Origin of the sequence: Corallococcus sp. CA049B (genome assembly GCF_003611685.1) — a bacterium.
Lineage (GTDB): Bacteria > Myxococcota > Myxococcia > Myxococcales > Myxococcaceae > Corallococcus > Corallococcus coralloides.
Genome location: NZ_RAWC01000108.1, coordinates 1 through 21,351, shown reverse-complemented (window position 1 = coordinate 21,351; position 21,351 = coordinate 1). Strand labels below are relative to the sequence as shown.

Below are 21,351 nucleotides of genomic sequence, written 5' to 3'. Positions count from 1 at the left end.
CTTTTCCTCCCGACCGCCCTCGCCGATGCACTCCTCGATGATCAGCGAGGAAAGCGCGCCGTCAGCCGCTCCTGCCACGCATCCAAGGCTTGATGCACGGTCATGCGCTCGGTGGCGGTCTGGGCCTTCGCGGCCTCGGTGAAGATGTCCACCAGCTGCTTCGTGAGCTCCGGCGCGACGTCCTGGTTCCGAGTGCGCTTGCGCAGCTCCGCGACCAGCTTGTCCATGCGCTGGGCCAGCTTCTGCTCGGAGGCATTGCCCTGGGGCAGGGTGGGGAGCTTGGGAATCACGAGCGCCGGGACGCGGGGCGCCACGGGGGGCGCGACAACGACGACGGGCACCGGGGGCGCGTCGTGCAGCGCGATGCGCTGGGTCAGCTCCTTCTCGATGTCATCCAGCGCGGCATGGATGCGCGTCCGCTCGGCGTCCGTCTTCGCATCCGCGGCGGCCCGGTACTGCTGGAGCAGCTTGCCGCGCAGCGCTCCGTCCGCATCCACGTCCTTCGCTCGCGCCAGCAGCAGCTTGAACAGACCTGCCTGCCGCTGCTCCATCTTGATCTCGGAGGGCGTCTCCGCAGGCAACGGTGGCAACTTCGTGGACTTCGCCAGGGTCGCTGTCGCGGTCTCCGCCTCCGCGGGCGCTTCTTCCTCGATGACCTCGGGCGGCACCTCGACGGGCTCCTGCGTTGCCATGACCGGCGGTGGCTCCACCGGAAGCGCGGGCCTCGCGTCCACCAGCACCGGCTCGGAAGGTCGTGACGGCGCAATCACTTGCACCTGCTCCGCCTCCCGCGCCTGCGTCCCCAAACCGTAACCCACCCCCAGCAGCGCCACCCCGGCGACCGCCGCCACCGCGAGGGACACCCCGTTCCGGCGCGGCACGGTGGCCTTGGGCACCTCCGGTACAACCCGCGGCTCCACGCTCGACGGCGCTGCCGCCTCGGACGGCACGGGCGGTCGCGCCAGGCCCCGGAGCTTCATCCTCACGGCCGTCGCGGTCGCGGGCCGCTTCGCGGGCTCCTTCTCCATCAACCGCGCCACCAGCTCATCGAGCTCCGGCGGAATGCCCTCCACCCGCGACGACACCCGGGGAGGGATTTGCTCCACGTGCGCGAACATCACCTGCACGTTGTCACCCTGGAACGGCCGGGTGCCCGTGAGCATGTGGAACGCCATCACCCCCAGCGCGTACAGGTCCGCGGCCGGGCCCACCTCGCCTCCGCGCACCTGCTCCGGGGCCATGAAGTCCGGCGTCCCCAGCGTGGACCGGTCCGCCCGCGCCAGCGCGTCGTGCTCCTGCATCACCTTGGCGATGCCGAAGTCCACCAGCTTGATCAGCGGCGCCGCGTCCGGCTGCTCCATCAGGAACACGTTCGCGGGCTTCAGGTCCCGGTGCACCACGCCCGCCCGGTGCGCGGCCGCCAGCGCGGACAGGACCTGCTCCAACACCCAGGCCGTGGTCCCCACGTCCATCCGGCCGTGCTCGCGCATCCGGTCCGCGAGCGACTGGCCCTGGAGCAGCTCCATCACCACGTACGGCCGGCAGTCCGGCAGCGTCCCGAAGTTGAAGATGTCCAGCACGCCCGGATGCCGGATGGCGTTCACCGCCCGCGCCTCCACCAGCAGCCGCTGCTCCTGCTCCGGGGACACCAGCTCCGCGCGCATCACCTTGATGGCCGCGTGCTTGCCAATCAGCGGGTGCTCCGCCCGGTACACCACGCCCATCCCGCCCGCGCCCACTCGCTCGTGGATGACGAACTCGCCAATCTTCGACCCCACCAGTGGATCCACTGACGGCGTCGCCGGGAACTCCTCGTCCGTCACCACCTCGGGTGACCCCGCTTCTGGCAATCGTCGGCGTTCATGGGGGAGCCCGTCGGGGCCATGGTACCGGGCCATCGCCATGACGTCGCGCGTCCAAGCGAGCCATCTGCCCACTCGCCCGCCGACCTATCCTTGCTGATCCGAGAATCCAGTTCTCCAGAGCGAGAAATGCTGATCCATGCAGGGGTCCCGGCCTCAAGGAAACGGGGGTGACCCGTTGTAGAGTCAGGTCCGTCCTTACTCTGGACGTTCCCGGGTCGCGCTTCCGGATCCCTGCTCCCCAGGGTCCGCACCCGAGGGGGAACATGGCACCGGCATACGACGCCCTGGTCATCGGCACCGGGTTTGGCGGCGCGGTGGCGGCCTGTCGGCTCGCGCAGGCGGGTCTGTCCGTGCGCGTGCTCGAACGCGGTCTGCGCTACCCGAAGGGCAGCTTCCCTCGGGACTTCGAGGACCCTCGCAACGGCTGGCTGTGGCAGCACCGGCAGGGGCTCTTCGACATCAAGCTCCTCAAGGGGATGAGCGTGGTGCAGGCCGCGGGGTACGGCGGCGGCTCGCTCATCTACGCCAACGTGCACCTGCGCCCGCCGCCGGACGTGTTCGCGTCCGGGTGGCCGGAGGGCTACAGCCGGGAGTCGTTGGATCCGTACTACGACCTGGTCGCGCACATGCTGGATGTGCAGCCCATCACCGCTTCCGCGCGCGGGCTGCCGCCCAAGACGCAGCGGATGCAGGAGGTGGCGAAGAAGCTGGGCCGCGAGGCGCAGTTCTTCTACCCGAACCTCGCCGTGCGCTTCGCCCCCGCGGGCGAGCCCCTGCCCAACAAGTTCGGCGTGCTCCAGGAGGGCTGTAGCTACTGCGGCGAGTGCGACATCGGCTGCAACCGCCGCGCGAAGAACACCCTGGACCTGAACTACCTGGCCGTGGCCGAGCAGCGCGGCGCGGAGGTCACCACCCAGGCCGAAGTGACTCGCATCGAGCCCCTGTCGCCGGGCTACCGCGTCACCTTCACCGACCACGCGAGCGCCGGCATGCAGCGCACCGTGGACGCCCGCCGCGTCTTCCTGTGCGCGGGCGCGGTGAACTCCACGGAGCTCTTGCTGCGCAACCGCGACGTGCACGGCACGCTGCCGGACCTGAGCGCGCGGCTGGGCACGCGCTACTCCGCCAACGGGGACTTCCTCGCCTTCGCCTTCGACACGAAGGAGCCGTGGGACCCGGCGGTGGGCCCCACCATCACCACCGGCATGGTGGTGGAGGAAGGCCAGGGCAAGGACAAGACCTGGTTCCTCTTCCAGGAGGGCGGGCACCCGGTGCAGGCCGCGGGGCTGATGATGGCCATGGACCCCGACCGCGCCATTACGCTCCCGGCGGACCTGCTCCAGCGCGAGCTGGTGAAGGTGCTGCGCACGCGCTCCAAGGAGATGGCCTCCATCGAGAACGAGCGCGGCCGCTTCCAGGCCGTGTTCCTGGCCATGGGCCGGGACAAGTCCAACGGCCGGCTGACGCTGTCCCCCATCACCCGAGAGCTCCAGGTGCAGTGGGACGTGCCCGCGAACCTGCCGCTGTACCGCACGCAGGAGCAGCTCTGCGAGGACGTGGCCCGCGCGCTGGGCACGCGCGCCGCCTACAACCCGCTGTGGGAGCGGCTGCACCTGCCGGTGTCCGTGCACAACCTGGGCGGCTGCGCGATGGCGGAGGAGCCCGCGTACGGCGTCCTCACGCCCGACGGCGAGGTGCACGGCTATCCCGGCCTGTATGTCATGGACGGCGCGGCGCTCCCGGTGGGCGTCGGCGTCAACCCGTCCTCCAGCATCGCCGCGGTGGCCGAGCGCAACGTGGAGCAGGTCATCCGCCAGGTGAAGGACGCGCCGAGCTGGGTGGCGCCGGAGCGCGTGCCCGTGAAGTCCGCGCCCGCGTACCCGCCCCGCGTCAGCCTGCGGATGATGCCGGAGGTGGAGACGGTGGCCTCGCCGGTGGTGCCGGGAACGGATCCGCTGGGCGACGTGGTGGTGCCGCCCGGCGGCACGGTGGCGTCCCCCACGCCGGTGGTGGGCCTGCGCTTCACGGAGCGGATGAAGGGCTTCCTCCAGCCGAACCACCCGTCGCCAGAGGACTTCGCCGGAGCGGCGCGGGCGGGCCAGCGCGGGGGGCAGACGGCGGAGTTCGTCGTCACCATCACGCTGCCCAACCTGGACCGCTTCCTCGCGCAGGAGTCACACGGCGGCATCGTGCAGGGCACGCTGCACGTGCGCGGCCTCACGCCGCCCGGGGGCGCGCCGGTGGAGAACGGCGTCTTCAACCTCTTCGTGGGCACGGAGCGCTTCTACGAGCGGCGCATGCTGTACCTGATGCCCTTCACCGGCGTGGACGGCCAGCCGTACCTCCTGGATGGCTACAAGGAGGTCAACGACGACGCGGGCTTCGATGTGTGGAGCGACACGTCCACGCTCTACACCGTGCTGCGCAAGGGGCACGAGCGCACCGGCCCCATCGTCGCCACCGGCATCATCCGACTGCACCTGCCGGACTTCCTCCAGCAGCTCACCACGTTCTCCGTGCTGGGCACGTCCTCGCCGCTGAAGCAGGCGGACGCGATGCGGCGCTTCGGCGGGATGTTCATGGGCACGCTCTGGGACGTCTTCGCCCGCGCGAAGTTCGACTAGGGGGGAACACATCGTGGGCATGGCGAAGAAGTACGACGTGGTGGTGGTGGGCTCCGGGTTCGGTGGTTCCATCACCGCGCTCCGGCTCGCGCAGGCGGGCAGGTCCGTGGCGGTGCTGGAGCGGGGCCGCCGGTACAACCCGGGCCAGTTCCCCCGGGACGTCACTCGCGCGGATGAGCTGCTCTGGCGCCACCCCATCCGTCCGGAGGCGCGCGGGCTCTACGACGTGCGCTTCCTGTCCGGCATCGGCACGGTGACGGCGAGCGGCGTGGGCGGCGGGTCGCTCGTCTACGCCAACGTCCACGTGCGGCCGGATCCCATCGTCTTCGACCACCCGCGCTGGCCCCGGGGCTTCAGCCGCGAGGCGCTGGACCCCTACTACGACAAGGTGGCGCACGAGCTGGACGTGAAGCCGTTCCCCGCGTCCATCCCGCTGAAGAAGCGCGACCTGTTCCAGCAGGCCGCGCGGCGCATGGGCCGCCAGACCTTCGACCCGGACGAGGCCGTGTCCTGGACGGAGCCCTCCGCTCCGGGCCGCAAGGCGTGTCAGCGGTGCGCGGAGTGCGAGTTCGGCTGCCAGCACGGCGCGAAGAACACCCTGGACCTCACCTACCTGGCGCGAGCGGAGAAGCTGGGCGCCACGGTGTGGCCGGGCCTGTCCGTGTCCCACGTGCAGCGCGTGGCGGGCGGCTACCGGGTGCACTTCAAGGACCTGGCCACCGGGGAGAAGACATCCGTGGAGGGCAGCCGCGTGGTGCTGTCCGCCGGGGCGCTGGGCACGGTGGAGATATTGCTGCGCAGCCGCGACCGGACCCGCACGCTGCCGCTGGTGAGCGATTGGCTGGGCAGGGGCTACTCCGGCAACGGCGACTTCCTGGGCTCGATGCACGGCAGCCGAGAGGAGATCCTCCCGTGGGAAGGCCCGGACGTGGCCACGGTGATGCGCTTCTTCGACGCGGCGCCGCGCTTCACCATGGTGACGGCCACGTTCAACAAGCCGGCGACGGCGGTGCTCGCGGGGATGGGGCAGCCGCGGCTGGGGCTGCTGGGCGGCGTGGGGGCCCCGCTGTGGCCCAAGCTGTGGCCGTTGCTGCACGGCGCGTTCGCCAAGGGGCTGTTCAACAAGCCGCTGGGCACCGGCGTGGATCCTTCGCGCACCAGCAACCTGTTCGCCATCGGCCAGGACAATGCCAACGGGCACATGGTGCTCAAGGGCGACCGGCTGGACATCGAGTGGGACTACGCGAACGAGAACGTGGCGCTGGTGAACCGCATGACTTCCGCGATGCAGGAGCTGGCGTCGCAGTACGGCGGGACGTTCGCGCCGCTCGTCACGTGGGAGCTGTTCCGCCGGCCGTTCACGGTGCACTCGCTGGGCGGGGCGCACCTGGCGGAGTCGCCGGCCCGAGGCGTCGTGTCGACGGAGGGCGAAGTGTTCAACTACCCCGGACTGTACGTGGCGGACGGCTCCGTCATCCCCACGTCCATCGGTTTCCATCCGGTGATGACCATCAGCGCGGTGGCCGAGCGCATCGCGGAGGCGGTGGCCCATGGCTTTTGATTACCGAAGCAGCGCGGCGGTGTTCCGGACGCGGTCCCAGGATGTGACGCTCCAGGGACTGCCCCTGGCGGAGCGGTACGACTTCCTCGCGGGCGACGGCGTGCCCCTCAAGCTCACCCGCTACGTGGGGGGCACGAAGGGGCCGGTGCTGCTGGTGCACGGCGCGGGCGTGTGGAGCGGCATGTTCATGCTGCCCACGCTGAAGGAGAACTTCGTCCAGTACCTGGTGCGCCACGGCTACGACACGTGGCTGTTGGACTGGCGCGCCAGCGTGCAGCTGCCCCTGCGCCAGTTCACGCTGGACGACGCGGCGGACCACGACATGCCGACGGCGGTGCGGCGCATCCGCGAAATCACCGGCGCGGAGTCGGTGCAGGCGGTGGTGCACTGCGCGGGGTCCGCGGCGTTCTTCATGTCCATGGCCGCGGGCCACCTGCCGGACGTGCGCACCGTGGTGGCGTCGCAGGTGGCGCTGCACCACCACACGCCGGCCTCCACGCGCTTCAAGGCGCTCCTGCGGGTGCCGGAGCTGCTGGACGCGGGGCTGGATTCACTGACTCCGGATGACGCGTCCCGCACGCCGCTGTTCCAGGCGGCCTTCACGAAGGTGTCCAGCTTCCTGCGGATGGAGTGTGACAACCCGGTGTGCCACCGGCTGTCGTTCATGTACGGCCGGCTGTACCGGCACGCGCGCCTCAACCCGGAGACGCACGCGCGGCTGGAGGAGCAGTTCGGCAGGTGCAACCTGCTGACGTTCCGCCACCTGGGGCAGATGTCGCGCGGCGGTCACGCGGTGAAGTTCGACTACGGCCGCGCGGAGAACCTGCGGCGCTACGGGCAGGCCCGGCCGCCGGACTACCTGGACCCGGAGCCCTTCCAGCGGCCCATCACCTTCGTCTCCAGCGAGCAGAACCGCACGTACCTGCCGTCGTCCACGGAGCGCACCCTCCAGTGGCTGCGCGAGGCGAACGGCGCGCGCTGGTACCAGCGCCGCATGCTGCCGGGCTACGGACACCTGGACACCTTCATGGGCAGCACCGCCGCGGAGGACACGTATCCGGTGCTGCGCGAGGCGCTGGAGTTCCAGCCCCGCTGACAGGCCGCCGCCGTCCAGGGGAGCAGGAGGCGGGGCGACCGGTCGCCGACGATGGCGGCCTCTTCGCCGGTGCTTACCGTTGGGCCGACGTTGGAAGTCTCTTCCCTCGCTCGGCTCAAGTGGAGGCCCGGATGAAAGCGGTCGTGCTCAAAGGCTATGGGGACGTGGATGTGCTCGCGGTGCAGGAGATGCCCGAGCCGAAGGTGGGGCCGGGCGAGGTGAAGGTCCGCGTCACCGCCGCGAGCATCAACCCGGTGGACTGGAAGATCCGCCGCGGGGACATGAAGGGGCGGATGGACCTGAAGTTCCCGGTGGCCATCCTCGGGCGCGACGTGGCCGGGGAGGTCGTGGAGGTCGGCACGGGCGTGGAGGCCTTCGAGCCGGGCGACCGCGTGATGGGCCTGGTGACCGCGGGCTACGCGGAGACGGTGGTCGCGCCCACGGAGGCCTGGGCGAAGGTGCCGGACACCCTGGACCTGAAGGACGCCGCCGCGCTGCCGCTGGTGACGCTGACGGGCACGCAGCTCATCGAGGAGCACGTGCAGCCCTCGCAGGGGGACACGGTGCTCATCACGGGCGCGCTGGGCGCGGTGGGGCGCTCGGCCGTCTTCGCGGCGCGGGCGCGGGGCGCGCGCATCTGGGCGGGCGTGCGGAAGAAGCAGGTGGAGGAGGCCCGGAAGCTGGGCGTGGACGGCGTCGTCGCGCTGGATGATCCGAAGGACGTCGCGAAGCTGCCCACGCTGGACGCGGTGGCGGACACGGTGGGCGGTGAGGCCGTGGCGGCGGTGCTCGGCAAGGTGAAGCACGGCGGCATCGTGGGCACCGTGGTGGGCGAGCCGAAGGGCGCGAAGGAGAAGGGCCTCGTGGTGCGCAGCTTCCTGGCCCATCCGGACGCGCACCGGCTCGAGCAGCTCGCGGTGAGCGCGGCGAAGGGCGACCTGGTGATTCCCATCAGCCGGACCTTCAAGCTGGACGACGCGCGCGAGGCCCAGAAGGTCGCGGAGCAGGGCGGCGTGGGCAAGGTGCTGCTCGTCAACTGACGCGAGCGTTCAGAACGGGGCGGCGCGGGTGAAGGACACGCGCTGCCCCGTCGCCGGATGCACGAAGGACAGCGTTTCGGCGTGCAGGTGCAGGCGCAGGCCCGCGTGTCCGTACAGCGGATCTCCTACGATGGGGGCGCCCAGGCCCTGCGGGTGTGCCGCGTGGACGCGGAGCTGGTGCGTGCGGCCGGTGCGTGGATGGAAGGCCACGCGCGTGTGGCTCGCCGCGCGGTGGAGGACCTCCCAGTCGGTGACCGCGGGCTTGCCGTGGATGGGGTCGACGATCTGCCGGGGGCGGTCGTCCAGGTCCACGCGCAAGGGCAGGGTGATGGTGCCTGAGTCTCCGTGCACGGGACCGGCGATGAGCGCCACGTAGCGCTTGGCCACGTCGCGGTGGAGGAACTGGCGTTGAAGGGACGCGTGCGTGCGGCTGTCCAGCGCGGCGACGAGCAACCCGGACGTGTCCAGATCCAGCCGGTGCGCGAGCAGCGGCCCCGTGGCGTCGGGGTACCGCGCGCGCAGGCGGGTGAGCACCGAGTCCAGCAGTGAGGCATCCCGGCCCGGCACGGACAGCAGGCCGCAGGGCTTGTCGATGACGACGAGCCACGCGTCCTCGAAGACGATGGAGAGCTCCGGCGTGGGCGCGGGCGGCGGGACGAAGACGCGGGGCGCGGAGACCTCCAGGCCCTCCAGCATGAATGGGAGCAGGGGACCGCACTTGTCTCGGCACGCCGGATAGAAGGCGCCCTGGATGCGGCCCCCGGACGCGGGCGGCGTGCCCCACCAGAACTCCGCGAGCGCCACGGGTTGGAGTCCGTGCGCGAAGGCATGGGCGAGAAGCTTCGCGCCCGCGCAGTCACCGGCGCCGGACGGGGGCTCCGCGCCGCCGTAGAGCGAGCGCAAGGGGCGGGTTTCTCCTCTGGCGTTGGTGATGGCGTAGGTGTCGTGGAATTGCTTCATGAAGCTGCGTGAGACGATGCGGCGCAGGCGGTCCAGCGCTCGCACGCGACGTTCCGCCTTCGCGCGGGCAGGGGCGAGCGAGCGCCGGGCTTCTTCCTGTGCCGCGTCCCACCTGCGCTTCTCCGCCTTGTCGCCCCGGCTCTCCTGGTCGAGTGCGTGCAGTGCCTGGGCACGCTCGGTCTCCGAAAGCGCCTCGGGGCGAGTGGGCTCCGAGAGCTCGGATGGGGGCGAGGCTGGCGTCGACGGAGGCTCCTCGCTCAGCGGCTCCGTGCGTAAGGGCATGGCCAGGATTGCCGCACGGCGTTCGTGGCGCTGTCGGCGCCGGGTGTCGTGGCGCAGGCGCATGGCTTCGCGCTCCGTGGCCTCGCGCGATTGGCGGGCGTCATCGTCCTCGCGCAGGCGGCGCAGCTCCTCGGAGGTGCTCCACGCTTCGGCACGGGACAGCAGGGCCTTCACCGTGGCGTCGGCCACCGGCTCCACGCGGGCACGTGCCTCGCGGTCGAACACCGGGGGCACGAAGCCCGGCACGTCCCAGCGTCCCGCGAGCATCGCGGAGAAGGCTCGCAGCACGCCGAACGTTCCGTCCGGTTGCCGCACCACGAGCACGCCGAACATCTTTCCGCCGTCCGGTCCCTGGAGGACTTCGCTGGACAGCCCAGGGGCGATGAAGCCATCACGCAGCGTGGCTTGCAGTGACTCCGCGGCCCGGCGCGCAAGGGCATGCGGGCCCACGGCGTCGAAGGGGCTCGGGAAGGCACCCGGCACTTCATCCGCGTGGGGTGCCGGTTCGAGTGCGGTGACAAGCGGGTCCACGGCTTCGGGGTAGCACGAAACCCGGGGACTGGGGGCGTGGGCCTACAGCGTGGCTGGCCGGCTGGCGCGGAAGAGGGCGACAGCGCGGTCCATGCACCGCTGGACGTCATCCAGTTCCATAGTGCCCGCGTCGTAGGGCCCGCCCGGCCAGACCTCTTCGTGGCGCCATCCTTCTCCGCGCGCCATCGCCGCGTCGTCGACGTCGAGCGGGTCGCAGCCTGGTTGCGTGATGTCCAGCTCCCACGAGTCCCAGCGCGCACAGAAGTAGAACGGAAGGCCATCCACCTCGCCGTCGCCCTGCATCGGGCAGGACCCGCCGAAGTCACCGCTCCATCCGTTTCCATCGAGCTTCACGGTACGATCTCCTGAATGCGTCACAGCCCATCCCGGGCCCATCCCGGATGGCCATGTTCGAACGACCCCCGCGTGAAATGGAGGCGAAGTGAGGGACATCCCTGTGCGGTTGCGTGAGTGGATCTCCGCGGGGCGACAAGTGGGGAAGCGCAGAGACCTGATGCGGGAGGGAGAAGCGATCTACCAGACCATGGGGATTCAGCGCTCAGGGGATGTTTTTGTTGCCTATTACTTTGAGATCCCTGAGGCGCTGATGGCTGTTGAGGAGAATGCTCTTGAGTTGATGGAGAGATTCGAGACGCTGGAAGCCGCCCTCGCTTTTCTGGAGAAGGTTTCGGGTTCAGACGTGCTCGACATGACGCCTCAGAAGCGGGGCAAGATTTTTCGGGTCCGGACAGGTGATTCATGAGCACTGGGGATGAAGGCCCGAGGCCTGAAATGGCGCGACTGGTGGGGTGTGCCAGGAAACTGGCGATCCTCCTGTCATTCGAACAGGTGTCGGATTCGGACCTTGAGCATGCGTTGAATGAAATCCTGTATGGGCCGAGAGATTTTTGGGGGGTGGCGATGGATGGATTGGTGACCCGGCGTGAAGCCGCGCAGGTGATCGTCGCCCGGATGGAGACCTGGCTGGTTGTTCACGTGGGGGACGGCACGATGCCGGAACAACCACCGGACTGGGACCCCATCGTCCTCGAGGTCGAGAGTCTGCTGATGGGACTGCGCGATCACTGATTCGTGTCTGGGCCCTCGGAGAGCGCGGACGCGCGCTAGACTCCCTGTCATGGCCACTGCCCGCCCCGTTGCCGCTGGTGTGCTGCTGTTGATCGCGCTCCTCCTGCCCTCGTGGGACGTGGAGGCTCGCACCGCCATCCTGAAGGCAGGGGAGGGCTGGAAGCTGGAGGTGGACGGCCAGCCCTACGTGGCGAAGGGCGTGACCTTCAGTGGCACGGGTGGGCCCGCGAACTTCGACAAGGATTGCGAGCAACTCAAAACCCTGGGCGTCAACACATTGCGCACCTGGGGCACGGGTGACGAAACCGCCGCGCTGCTTGATGCCGCGCACAAGCATGGCCTGCGCGTGCTCGTGGGACTGTGGCTTCGGCCGGGCCGCCCGGGCATGGAGAATGACGACGCCTTCGACTATGCGCGCGACGCCAAGGGTCGTGAGGCGCAACTCCAGGCCACGCTCGCGCAGGTGCGCCGCTTCAAGGGCCACCCGGCGGTGCTCGCTTGGGGCGTGGGCAACGAAGTCATCCTCAATTCGCCGGATGAGCCGTCCAAGGTCGCCTATTCGCGCTTCCTGGAGAAGGTCGTCCGCGCGGTGAAGAAGGCGGACACCGCGCACCCGGTGCTGTCCGTGGACGCATGGACGCTGGGCATTCCGTTCTGGGAGAAGTACGTGCCCTCGCTGGATGCGTATGGCTTGAATGTCTACGGCCGGGGCATCCACGCGCTGGCGGACGCGGTGAAGCAGGCCGGTGGCCGCAAGCCCTGGTTCATCACCGAGTTCGGCGCCCAGGGGGAATGGGAGGTCCCCAAGGACGCTCGCGGCGTGCCCCAGGAACCCGGTGACGGGGAGAAGTACGACGTCATCGTGGACGGCTGGCGCAACGCGCTGGCTCCGCACGTCCAGGCTGGACGGTGTCTGGGATTGTTCGTCTTCAACTACAGCGCGGCGCTGGACCACACCGGGCTGTGGCTGGGGATGCTGTCCGGCACGTCCACCCGGCCGGCGTGGCACGCGGTGCGGGAGGCGTACACGGGCGTGAAGCCAGCGCCCGCGCTGCCAGTGCCGGTGCGCCTGGAGGTCCGGGGCTTGGAGAACGACTGGGCGAATGTGGCCTTTGACGTCACCTCCACCACGCCGCTGGAGGTCTCCTTCGCCTACAACTTCCGGGGCGCGCCGACCCGGGTGGAGCGTGACCGCGTGACGGTGCTGGAGTCCCGGACGGGGAGTACTCCCGGTACGTGGCGGGTGCGCCTGCCCGCCGTGGCAGGCACCATCAAGCTGTATGGCCTGGCGAAGGACGGAGCGGGGAACCTGGTGGCGGCCACGACGTCCGTGGCGACCCCAGCGACTCCTTGAGGCCCTGCGCTACAGTCCGGCGCCATGTTCTGGCGTCTGCTGTTCCTCTCCCTGCTGTGCCTTTCCTCGGGCTGTAGCCACTCCGGCCTTCCCCCCATCACGGCGAGCCACGGTCACCTGTCGCTGGCCATGGATGCCTACCTGAGCGACCCACGGTCCTACGAGAAACGGATCGCGCAGGGCTCGAACCTGGGCCAGTTCAGTCCCTTCAATGCTCATGAAGAGGGGCCTTCACTCGAACTGGAACGCGACCAGGCCGCCGGTGCCTTCGAAGAGGCCGTCCACGTGCTGAAGGGGGAGCCCCATCAGGAGGACCTCCACCGCGCGCTGAGAGACCTGCAGGCCGCCTGCGACGCCGACCACGAGAAGGCGTGCCAGTTCCTGGAGGCGGAATACCAGCGGCCCAGGTTCCAGTCAGGAGAGATGCTCCATCCCCGGATGCTTCCTGGGCCCCGAAAGAGGGTTCGCGGAAATCAGTACGTGGTGATCGTCATCGAATGCCTGCTCGCCACGGATGGGCGCATGCACGACTGTCAGATCATCGAACAGGGGCCAGAATCGTTCACCTCGGACGTCCTCATCCAATTGTCTTCGCACCGGTACAAGCCGTGGATGCTGGCGGGACATCCGCTGGGCCAACCGTATGGCCTGACCTTCAACTTCATCTCCGGCAGACAGGGTTCCATTCAGTTGTCGGAGAAGCAGACCTTGGAGTGGGCCCGCCTGAGGGTGGGCTGGGCTCCAAAGAGCGCCTCGGCCTGGAGCAACCTGGCCGCGCAGCTCGCGATCCACACTCCGGATGCTCCGGACTACCTGACGGCGCTGGCGCAGGCCCATGCCCTAGCCCCCCGGTACTGGTGGACCGCGACGGAAGTCGCCTGGCGCCTGAGCCAGGTGGGCCAGCACGCGGCCGCGCTGATGACGCTGCGCCCCGTGCTTCGCCGCTCCACGATGGGGAAGCACCCCAACCCCTACGTGCTGGAGACCGCCGCCGCCGCGCAGTTCGGGCTGAAGCAGTGCCCCGAGGCACTGGCGCAACAGCGCAAGGCCGTGGAGATGCTGCCCGCGGATTGGCTCGCGCCCGAGAAGGAACGCTTCCAGCGCAAGCTCCAGGACTACCAGTCCGCCTGCGCCGCGCCCCCGTCGGCGACTCGCTGAACCGCCGTGCTCAGGGCGCCTTCGGGCCGTCCTCCGGGAACTGACGCCGCCACCCGGGCGCGAGGTTGGCATTGGCCTTCAGCGCCGCATCGCGGTCCTCGCGGGCCTGGGGCGAAGCCGGGTCCTTCGTGCGCAGGATGGCCGCGCGCAGCAGCAGGGCTTCGGGCCAGTTCGGACGCTCCTTGAGCAGCGCGTCCGCCAGCGTGAGTCCCTTGGTCAGGAGGGGCTCTGGGTCCTGCTTCGCGGCTTTTCGCACCACCGCCCACTCACGGAACAGGTGCCCCTCCTCCAGACGGATCTCCCGGTTCAAGGGCTCCACCTGGAGGGCCTCCTCGTAGGACTTCTCCGCGCTGAGGAACTCCTTCTCCGCCTTCTCCGGATCCGTGCGGGCCGAATGGCGGGCCCGCAGGCCGGACATCGCCCCGGTGGCGCGATGACGCAGGACGGGGTCCTGACCAATCCGGTCTCCGATGTCGAGGCCTTCCCACGGCCGCTTGAGCACGGGCTCGGGATCCTGGCCCTGCTCCAGCAACTGGTTCGCCAGGAGGTGGGAAACCTTCATGCGGCCTACGAACCGCTGATTCTTCCGGGTTCTGAAGAAGGGGCGCGCCTGGCTGTAGAACGCGTCCGCCCGCTCCGCCTCCTCGGTGGGATCCGCTCCCCGCCACCAGGCGTATTCCGCCCGCGCCGCGTGGACCGCCGCCTGCCCCACCTTGCCCAGGTCCTGGGAGGGCGCCCGCTTCGCCGCCTGGACCTGGGCCGCCTCCGCCTGATCAATCAGGGCGGTGGGGTCGCCTCCGTGCTCCCAGAGTTCCCTTGCGTGCTCCAGGAGGACGAGCCCCAGTTCATGATGCAGGGTCGGATTGTGGGTATCGTTGATGAGGGCATTGCGGATGTTTTGCGCGGCCTGCTCGAACCTCCACGGGGCCGTCTCGCCTTGGGCTCGCTTCCGCAAGGCCTGGGCCACGTCGTGGTGCGCCCACAGGAGCCACACCTCGGGTGCCTTCGTGCTGCCGCCCTTCAGCGCATTCGACACGGCCGTTCCCGCTTGCTTCAGGTCCTCGTCGACATCCTTCGCCGTCGGATTGGAAGCCCGGGCCAGCAGGAGCTCTCCCAACCGGACCCAATACGCGGGGACGCGCTCCTCGAGCGCGACCACGCTCCGGTAGGCTTCGATGGCCTGCTCCTGATGCTGCCAGCCTTTGGATCCGACCCTCCAACTCCCTGCCTGGAGGTCGGCCTCCGTCCAGAGATGGAGGAGCCGGGCGCGCAGGAGGTGATACGCGAGGTCCCGTCCAGACGGAGGAACAGCTTCCAGCAAATCCAGGGCCTCCTGGAGCTTGTAGACGTCCACGGAGGAGTTCTCCTTCAGGCCCTTCTCGCTCTCCTGCACCATCACCCGGGTCCGCTCCATGCGGCCGCATGCGCTCGCGGGATCCAGCGCCAGGGTGTGTTGCGCGGCCTCGACGGCCCTGCTGCGCAGGGAAAGGAGGGCCCCATAGGAGTTCGGGCGCTCCGCGAGCATGGTGAGGAAGCGCGCCTTCTCGCAGGCGAACCCTGCATGACCGGGATCCACCTGGGTGGCCGCGTCCATCGCCGCGAGCCCCGTCTGCGCCGGGCCTGGCTTGTCGTCGTCCTCGCTGGAGAGCATGAACACGGTCCCGTCGAAGTGGGTCCGCGTGAGTCTCATCCCAGCGGCCTGGTAGCGCCCCATGGCGAGGTGGGCCGGGGCGAAGCTCTCCGCGGTGGCCCGGGCCGCCGTGAACGCCTGGAACGCGGCCGTCATGTCATCGCCCGTCTCCTTCCTCCGCTCTTGCCTCCAGTGCCAGGCCGCACGCAGCAGGAGCACATCCGCGCGCATCAGCCGCGCTTCCACGAACCAGGGATGCTTCGAGTTCACGGCCTCCAGGAGCGCCAGCGCCGCGTCCAGCCGGTCCTCGTGCATCGCGACCAGCGCCGCGCCGTAGTCCGTTGACGGAAACTCCGCCCCCGCGGCCTGCCGCAGCAACGTGAGCACCGGCTCCCGGTACCTGCTCTCCGCGTCTTCTTCGCGCGCCTGCCGTTCGTGCTTGTCGGGAGCGGCGATGGCTTCCATCCGCAGCACGCGGTAGCGCTCGCTCAGGATCTGCGCCCGGACCCACGCCACGCGAGGATCGCGGAAGCCCGCGTTCCAGGCCGCGTCCAGCTGTGCGAGTGCTTCCGTCTCGCGGCCCAGGGCCCGCTCCCCGCACGCGAGCGCATAGTGTCCAGGCCCCTGGGCCTCGGCGCCCCCGAGCGCCATCTCCTTGGAGACGGTCTCCATCCAGCCGCGCAGCTCCGCCTGCTCCGAGCGCACGTCGTGCAGGCGGGCCATGCCCACCGCGCGGGCCCGGGCCTCGATGCGCTCCGCGGCGCTGGTGAAGTGCGCGACCCAGACCGCGTCCCGCTGGGATTGCCTGTCCGCGGCGCATGCCGTTGCCGCAATGATTAGCAGGACCTGCAAGGCCAGCGCGCCGCTCCGGGACCTTCCAGCGGTTGCGCGGCTCGGGACGTCATTCAATGGCGCGGCTCCTGGTGCGTTCCGTGAGGGACGAGAACGTATGCCATTCCAGGATACAAAGCCTTACGCATTCATGGGTATTTTTGCTTGCCGGAACGCCCTGACCCGCGGCGCTCAAGGCACCCGGGGCTTGTCCTCCGGGAACTGCCGCCTCCAGCCGGGCGCGAGGTTGGCATTGGCCTTCAGCGCCGCATCGCGGTCCTCGCGGGCCTGGGGCGAAGCCGGGTCCTTCGTGCGCAGGATGGCCGCGCGCAGCAGCAGGGCTTCTGGCCAGTTCGGACGCTCCTTGAGCAACGCGTCCGCCAGCGCGAGTCCCTTTGCCACCAAGGGCTCCGCGTCCTGTCCGGCGGCCACCCTTGCCGCCGCCCGGTACCGGTTCACCTCACCCAGATCCAGACGGACCTCGTGACTCCGAGGCACGTTCTCCAGGGCCTTGGTGAGGGTGGCTTCCGCGGCGTCGAAGTGCAACTCCGCCTGCCGTGGATCCGTCCGGTCCGTCCACCGGGCCAGCAAGAGGGAGTCCCCGCTCGCGACTCGCAGGTATTGGACCCGCCTGATCAAGGCAAGACGGGCCATCAGGTCGATGGACTTCACCCCGCGGTCGAAGGCGGGCCGCGGATCCCGCCCCTGCTCCAGCAGGGAGCGCGCCTGGATTTGATGCACCCGCATGAGGCCCAGGACGGCCTCCGCGTTCGAGGGCCCCTCGGGCATGGCTTGGAGATAGAAGGCTTCGGCCCTGTCCACGTGGCTGGAAGGATCCTCCCCTCGCCGCCAGGCGTACTCCGCCCGGAGCGCATGGATGTCCGCCTGCGCTCGCTTCCCCGGGCCATGCCCGGAATCCAGCGTCGTGGCTTCTGCCTGCGCCGCCTCGGCCGCATCGAGCAACCCGGTGGGATCGCCTCCGCTCGCCCATCGCTCCTTCGCCTGCTCCAGGAGGACCTGGCCCAGCCCATGATGCAGTGACGATTCACGCGGATGCGCGGTGAGGCCCTCGCGAAGGCGGACCTCGGCGGTCTTCCAAGTGAGATCGGTGACCTCGCCCCGAGCCTGATAGCGCAGGGCCTTCGCCATCTGGACGTGGGCTCCCAGCAGCCACAGGCCGGGCGCGTTCGTGTGCAGGGCCCCCGCCTTGTCCCAGGCCTCCTCCGCCAGGTCCAGGTCCCCTGCACCGTTCACCGTCAACGGGTCCAGGCTCCGGTCCACGAGGAACTCCCCGAACCGGACCCAATACGCGGGGACGCGGTATTCGCGAGCGAGGATGCCCTTCCAGACGTTGATCGCCTGGTCCCGGTGCGCGCCGTGCCGGTAACCGACCCGAGGGCCTCCCCATTCGTTTTCGAGCGCCACCTCGTGCTCCAGGAGCCGGGCGTGCAGGAGGTCGAACTCGAGGCCCCGCTCGGCTGGGGGAACGGCCTTCAACAGGTCCTGCACCGAGGGCATCGATGAGCTGAAACGTTCCTGCCTCGCCTTCTCCTCTCGGGACACCTGGGTCCGGAGCTGTTCAAAACGGACGCAGCGGTTCGTGGGGTCCCGGGCCAGCATCACGTTGGCGATTTCGCTCGCGTGCTGGGCCAGGTGGCCGTTGAAGGCCTCCTGGCGCCGGGGATGCTCCGCCAGGGCATTGAGCAATCGCAGCCGCAGACAGGGAGGGACGGGGGCGGCGGGATTGAGCCGGGACGCCGCGTCGAGCGCGCTGAAGGCGCGGCCCGCGGGACCCGAGCCCTCGGGGCCGTGAAAGGACATGACGCCGGGCACCGGTTCCTCGCGGTCGTAGGAGGGCATGGTGCCGGGCAGGTCGGTACGGAGGATGGCGATGACGGCGGATTCGAACCGGACCTGCGCCAGGTGCGCCTGCATCCGGCTCTCCGCCGTGCTCCTGGCGGCGGCGAGGGACTTGCGGCCGTTCTCCAGTTGCGCCCGGGCCGCGTCCTGGTGGCCGGCCTCCCACAGCTGTGCGGAGCGGAGCAGCAGCACGTCCGCGCGCAGCAGTGGCGCCTCGACGAACCAGGGATGCGAGGCGGCCACGGCCTCCAGCAGGGCCGCCGCGGCGTCCAGCCGGTCCTCGTGCAGGGCGACGAGCGCGGCGCCGTAGTCCGCCGACGGGGCCTCCTTTCCCCGGGCCTGACGAAGCATGTCGAGCACCGGCTCGCGGTACTCACGTTCCACGTCCTGCTCGCGCACCCTCCGCTGATCCGGATCCAGCACGGTCAACGCCTCGACGCGCTGCTCGCGGTAGCGCTGGCTGAGCACCAGGGCTCGGGTCCACGCCACGGAGGGCTCTTGAAAGCCCGCGCTCCATGCGGCCTCCACGTGCACGGAGGCCGAGTTCAGGTCGCCCAGGGCCAGCGCCCCTCGCGCGAGCGCGTCCTGTCCGGGGCCCCACGCCTCGGGACCCGCGAGCATCATCTCCATGGACAGCGTCTGCATCCAGTCGCGCAGCTCCGCGTGTTCCATGCGCACGTCGTGCGACCGGGTCAGGTCCACCGCGCGGGCCCGGGCCTCGATGCGCTCGGCTGCTTCACTGAAGTACGAGGTCCAGGACGTGTCCCGCTGGAATGACGTGCCCGTCGCGCAGGCCGGGGCCGCGACGAGCCAGAGGACCTGCAAGGCCAGCACTGCGCTCCGGGGCCATCCAGCGGTCGAGTCGTTCGGGGAGTTTTCCAAGCAGACGGCTCCAGGGGCGTTCCGGAAGGGAGTCCCATTCCAGGATACGCAGCCTCGCGGCGGCACAGGTTGTCCCTCGGGCCATTTCTGCCAGCGCTGCCTCGCGGTCTAGAGTGCGGCCCCATGCGTTGGAGCTGGCTGTTCCTGTCCCTGCTGCTTGGATTCACGGGCTGTGCTCACTCGGGCATCCCGACCCTGCCCGCCAGTCATGGCCATCTGATGTCCGCGATGGAGACCGTCCAGTCGAAGAGGGGCCTCCCGGCGACGGGGATGTGGAACCTCGCGATAGGGGCCGAGGTGGTGCCGAAGCCGCCGCCCAGGCTGGAGCCGGCGCAGGCACCTCTTGTCTTCGAAGAGGCGGTCAGGACGCTGCGTGGCACCCCCGGAGAGGACGCCATCCTCAGCGCATTCGGGGACATCGTGGCCGCGTGTGTGGCAGGTATTGCCGAAGCTTGCAGGCTCGAGTCCGAGGTGTTCGCCGGTCCGGAGGTGAGCTCTCCGGCAGCCTTCACGTATCCCGAGACGTTGCTCCGGCAAGGTGCGTTCGCATTCATGGTCTTTCACTGCCGCATCGGCGCGGATGGCCAGGTGCGTGACTGCAAGGTCGTGGAAGGGGCGCGGCTGCCCGGCGTCGAGCAGAACCTCGCGGCGTGTCAATCGGCTCGATACCGTCCCGCGACCATCTCGGGGCACCCCGTGAGTGTCGACTACACCTTCCACGTGCGCTTCGTGCCGGAGGGGCGCACGTTGACCCTGCATCAAGAACTGGACTGGGCTCGGCTGCGGGCCCGCCAGAATCCCGAGAGCAGTTCGGCATGGCTCAACCTCGCCCGGGAGCTCGCGAAGAATGCTCCAGGGGATCCGCTCTATCCCCAGGCCGTCGCCCGCGCCTACTTCCTGGCGCCCGGGAGTGGGTGGGCGGCCAGCGAGGCAGCGTGGCAGTTCGTGCAGTCAGGCCAGTATGCGCCGGCCCTCAGCGCGGTGCGTCCCTTCGTGCGACGCAGCCACAATCCCTATGTGCTGGAGACCGCCGCCGCCGCGCAGTTCGGATTGAAGCAGTGCACCGAGGCCCTGGCGCAACAGCGCAAGGCCGTGGAGCTGCTGCCCGCGGAATGGCCCGCGCCGGAGCGGGAGCGCTTCCAGCGCAAGCTCCAGGACTACCAGTCCGCCTGCGCCCCTCCCGCGCCGGCGACTCCCTGAACCGCCGCGCTCAGGACGCCTTCGGTCCGTCCAGTCCCAGCGCGCGCGCCCCGCACCCGGGCGCGCAGTGTCCGGGCCCCTGCGCCTCGGGGCCGCCGAGCGTCAGCAGCGTCCGCCAGCCTGTGTTCCATCCCAGGATACGCAGCCTCGGGCCGTCATGGGTCGCCCCCTGGCGCCTACTTCGTCCAGCTGTCCCCGTGGCCCTTCGTGATGCCCAGGTCCTCCACCCAGTAGTCCGCCTTCGAGGAGGCGGGTGACAGGGCGAGACCGCTGCCCTCGACCTGGCCGTTCTTCACGGAGTCCACCTTCCAGTTCACGTCCTCCGGCCGGTACTGCGCATGGCGCCGCATGTGCTCGACCATGCCGGAGAAGATGCTCTGGATTCCCAACGCGCCGGCCAGGGTGCGTTTCTGCTGGGCGAACTCCGCATCCACGAAGCTGTTGCGCAGCTGGGAGCGCAGGCTCTTGGGCTGGACGGGCGCCCCGCAGAAGCCAAACGCCTCCGCCCGGGCGATGTAGTGGCGGGCAATCGTCCACATCATCGGGTGCCGTGACGGCGCGTACATGGCCCACATGTCCGTGCCGTTGAGCTCCGTCATCTCATCCGCGGCGTCCTCCTCCATGCCCATCTGCAGGGCGAGCTCGTCCTTCATGAAGGACGGGTGCTTCGCATTGAAGGTGAGGCTGTCCTCGAGCTTGAGGAACGTGGGGACCTTCGGAGGCTGCGCGAGCATCTTCTCGAACTGCTTGCGGTCCTCGATGACGCAGTTCGCGTCGAGGAAGTACCCGCCGTTCACGCCCAGCGTCAGGAACGTCAGGATGTCCTTGGCGGGCGCGTGGCCCTTGTTGGCCAGGTAGAACGCCAGGAGCTGGTCCAGCTTGTCCAACAGGAGCGCGCCCAACTCCTTGCGCACGACCGGCGCCTCCAGGACTTCGTCCAGCCCGTGCACCTTGACGCGCTTGCCCAGTGCCCGCTCGAACTCCGGGGCCATCTGGGGCAGGCACCAGAAGTACACCGTCGCGGAGGCAAAGCCAGACGCGATGGCCTTCGGCGTCTTCGTGTTCGCGTCGTTCGGCTTGCCCGTCCCGTACCAGACGAAGTGGAGCGCCGTCTTGTGGGTCGCCGGCTTGCGTTCGGGCCCCGGCTCCGGTTCCTCGACGTCACGCTGAAGGACGTCGAACGGATTGAAGCGGGGGTTGTCCTTGCGGAGGTTGGCGATGGAGAAGGGCTTGGGGGACCGGGGCATCCCGTGAGTATCGGTTGTCTTCACGTCGCGTGACAATGTCGCGTCAGCGCAGCGACGGGTCCTCGCTGATTCGCGCCACCGCGCCGTGCAGGATGCCCAGCTGCCGGGGCACGCGCTCCAGCAGCGCGCCCAGCACGGGGT

Annotated in this window: 15 protein-coding genes; 9 read left to right on the top strand and 6 right to left on the bottom strand. The window is 69.6% G+C overall.

Translation table 11 applies throughout. From position 1 onward, the window contains the following. Window positions 1-41: 41 nt before the first annotated feature. Window positions 42-1,850 (bottom strand): serine/threonine-protein kinase, encoded by a 1,809-nt coding sequence (locus D7W82_RS22740; protein ID WP_233587877.1) that lies wholly within the window; start codon window positions 1,848-1,850, stop codon window positions 42-44. Window positions 1,851-2,128: 278 nt separating this feature from the next. Between D7W82_RS22740 and D7W82_RS22735 the strand changes: the two genes are divergently transcribed. The 4 genes from D7W82_RS22735 to D7W82_RS22720 all read left to right on the top strand — a co-directional run bounded on the left by D7W82_RS22735 (window position 2,129) and on the right by D7W82_RS22720 (window position 8,186). Further along, on the top strand, window positions 2,129-4,489 hold the full coding sequence (locus D7W82_RS22735; protein ID WP_120620354.1) for a GMC family oxidoreductase N-terminal domain-containing protein: 2,361 nt from the start codon (window positions 2,129-2,131) through the stop codon (window positions 4,487-4,489). A 19-nt stretch (window positions 4,490-4,508) separates the two neighbouring features. Beyond that, the gene (locus D7W82_RS22730; protein WP_120620359.1) at window positions 4,509-6,050 is read left to right on the top strand and encodes an FAD-dependent oxidoreductase; all 1,542 of its coding nucleotides are present in this window, start codon (window positions 4,509-4,511) and stop codon (window positions 6,048-6,050) included. Then, on the top strand, window positions 6,040-7,146 hold the full coding sequence (locus tag D7W82_RS22725) for an alpha/beta fold hydrolase (protein WP_120620353.1): 1,107 nt from the start codon (window positions 6,040-6,042) through the stop codon (window positions 7,144-7,146). Before D7W82_RS22730 ends, D7W82_RS22725 begins: the two co-directional genes overlap by 11 nt. 131 nt (window positions 7,147-7,277) lie before the next feature. Next, window positions 7,278-8,186, top strand: coding sequence for an NADP-dependent oxidoreductase (locus tag D7W82_RS22720; protein WP_120620352.1), 909 nt, complete (start codon window positions 7,278-7,280; stop codon window positions 8,184-8,186). Between the two features lie 9 nt (window positions 8,187-8,195). On the opposite strand, the gene D7W82_RS22715 is transcribed toward D7W82_RS22720, so the two are convergent. Both D7W82_RS22715 and D7W82_RS22710 read right to left on the bottom strand, forming a co-directional pair. Then, window positions 8,196-9,959, bottom strand: coding sequence for a pseudouridine synthase (locus tag D7W82_RS22715; protein WP_370451067.1), 1,764 nt, complete (start codon window positions 9,957-9,959; stop codon window positions 8,196-8,198). 42 nt (window positions 9,960-10,001) lie between these two features. Next, window positions 10,002-10,313 (bottom strand): hypothetical protein, encoded by a 312-nt coding sequence (locus D7W82_RS22710; RefSeq protein WP_147439471.1) that lies wholly within the window; start codon window positions 10,311-10,313, stop codon window positions 10,002-10,004. Window positions 10,314-10,401: 88 nt separating this feature from the next. Here D7W82_RS22710 and D7W82_RS22705 point away from each other — a divergent pair, with 88 nt between their 5' ends. From D7W82_RS22705 to D7W82_RS22690, 4 genes are read left to right on the top strand one after another with little or no spacing between them, the layout of a single operon-like run. Beyond that, window positions 10,402-10,722, top strand: coding sequence for a hypothetical protein (locus tag D7W82_RS22705; protein WP_120620349.1), 321 nt, complete (start codon window positions 10,402-10,404; stop codon window positions 10,720-10,722). Between the two features lie 29 nt (window positions 10,723-10,751). Continuing rightward, window positions 10,752-11,048 (top strand): hypothetical protein, encoded by a 297-nt coding sequence (locus tag D7W82_RS22700; RefSeq protein WP_120620348.1) that lies wholly within the window; start codon window positions 10,752-10,754, stop codon window positions 11,046-11,048. A 49-nt stretch (window positions 11,049-11,097) separates the two neighbouring features. Continuing rightward, the gene (locus tag D7W82_RS22695; protein WP_120620347.1) at window positions 11,098-12,402 is read left to right on the top strand and encodes a glycoside hydrolase family 2 TIM barrel-domain containing protein; all 1,305 of its coding nucleotides are present in this window, start codon (window positions 11,098-11,100) and stop codon (window positions 12,400-12,402) included. Window positions 12,403-12,426: 24 nt separating this feature from the next. Beyond that, window positions 12,427-13,560: a hypothetical protein gene (locus D7W82_RS22690; protein ID WP_120620346.1), complete on the top strand. Its 1,134-nt coding sequence runs from the start codon at window positions 12,427-12,429 to the stop codon at window positions 13,558-13,560. A gap of 10 nt (window positions 13,561-13,570) precedes the next feature. Here the strand turns inward: D7W82_RS22690 and D7W82_RS22685 are convergent, their stop codons facing one another. Together D7W82_RS22685 and D7W82_RS22680 are read right to left on the bottom strand one after the other, a co-directional pair. After that, the gene (locus tag D7W82_RS22685) at window positions 13,571-16,042 is read right to left on the bottom strand and encodes a hypothetical protein (protein WP_120620345.1); all 2,472 of its coding nucleotides are present in this window, start codon (window positions 16,040-16,042) and stop codon (window positions 13,571-13,573) included. Between the two features lie 171 nt (window positions 16,043-16,213). Beyond that, on the bottom strand, window positions 16,214-18,763 hold the full coding sequence (locus D7W82_RS22680) for a hypothetical protein (RefSeq protein ID WP_147439469.1): 2,550 nt from the start codon (window positions 18,761-18,763) through the stop codon (window positions 16,214-16,216). Window positions 18,764-18,886: 123 nt separating this feature from the next. Here D7W82_RS22680 and D7W82_RS22675 point away from each other — a divergent pair, with 123 nt between their 5' ends. Further along, on the top strand, window positions 18,887-19,963 hold the full coding sequence (locus D7W82_RS22675) for an energy transducer TonB (RefSeq protein WP_120620343.1): 1,077 nt from the start codon (window positions 18,887-18,889) through the stop codon (window positions 19,961-19,963). Between the two features lie 176 nt (window positions 19,964-20,139). Here D7W82_RS22675 and D7W82_RS22670 read toward each other — a convergent pair whose 3' ends face one another. Further along, window positions 20,140-21,210 carry a hypothetical protein gene (locus D7W82_RS22670; protein ID WP_120620342.1) on the bottom strand — a complete coding sequence of 357 codons (1,071 nt, stop codon included), beginning with the start codon at window positions 21,208-21,210 and terminating at the stop codon, window positions 20,140-20,142. Window positions 21,211-21,351 lie beyond the last annotated feature (141 nt).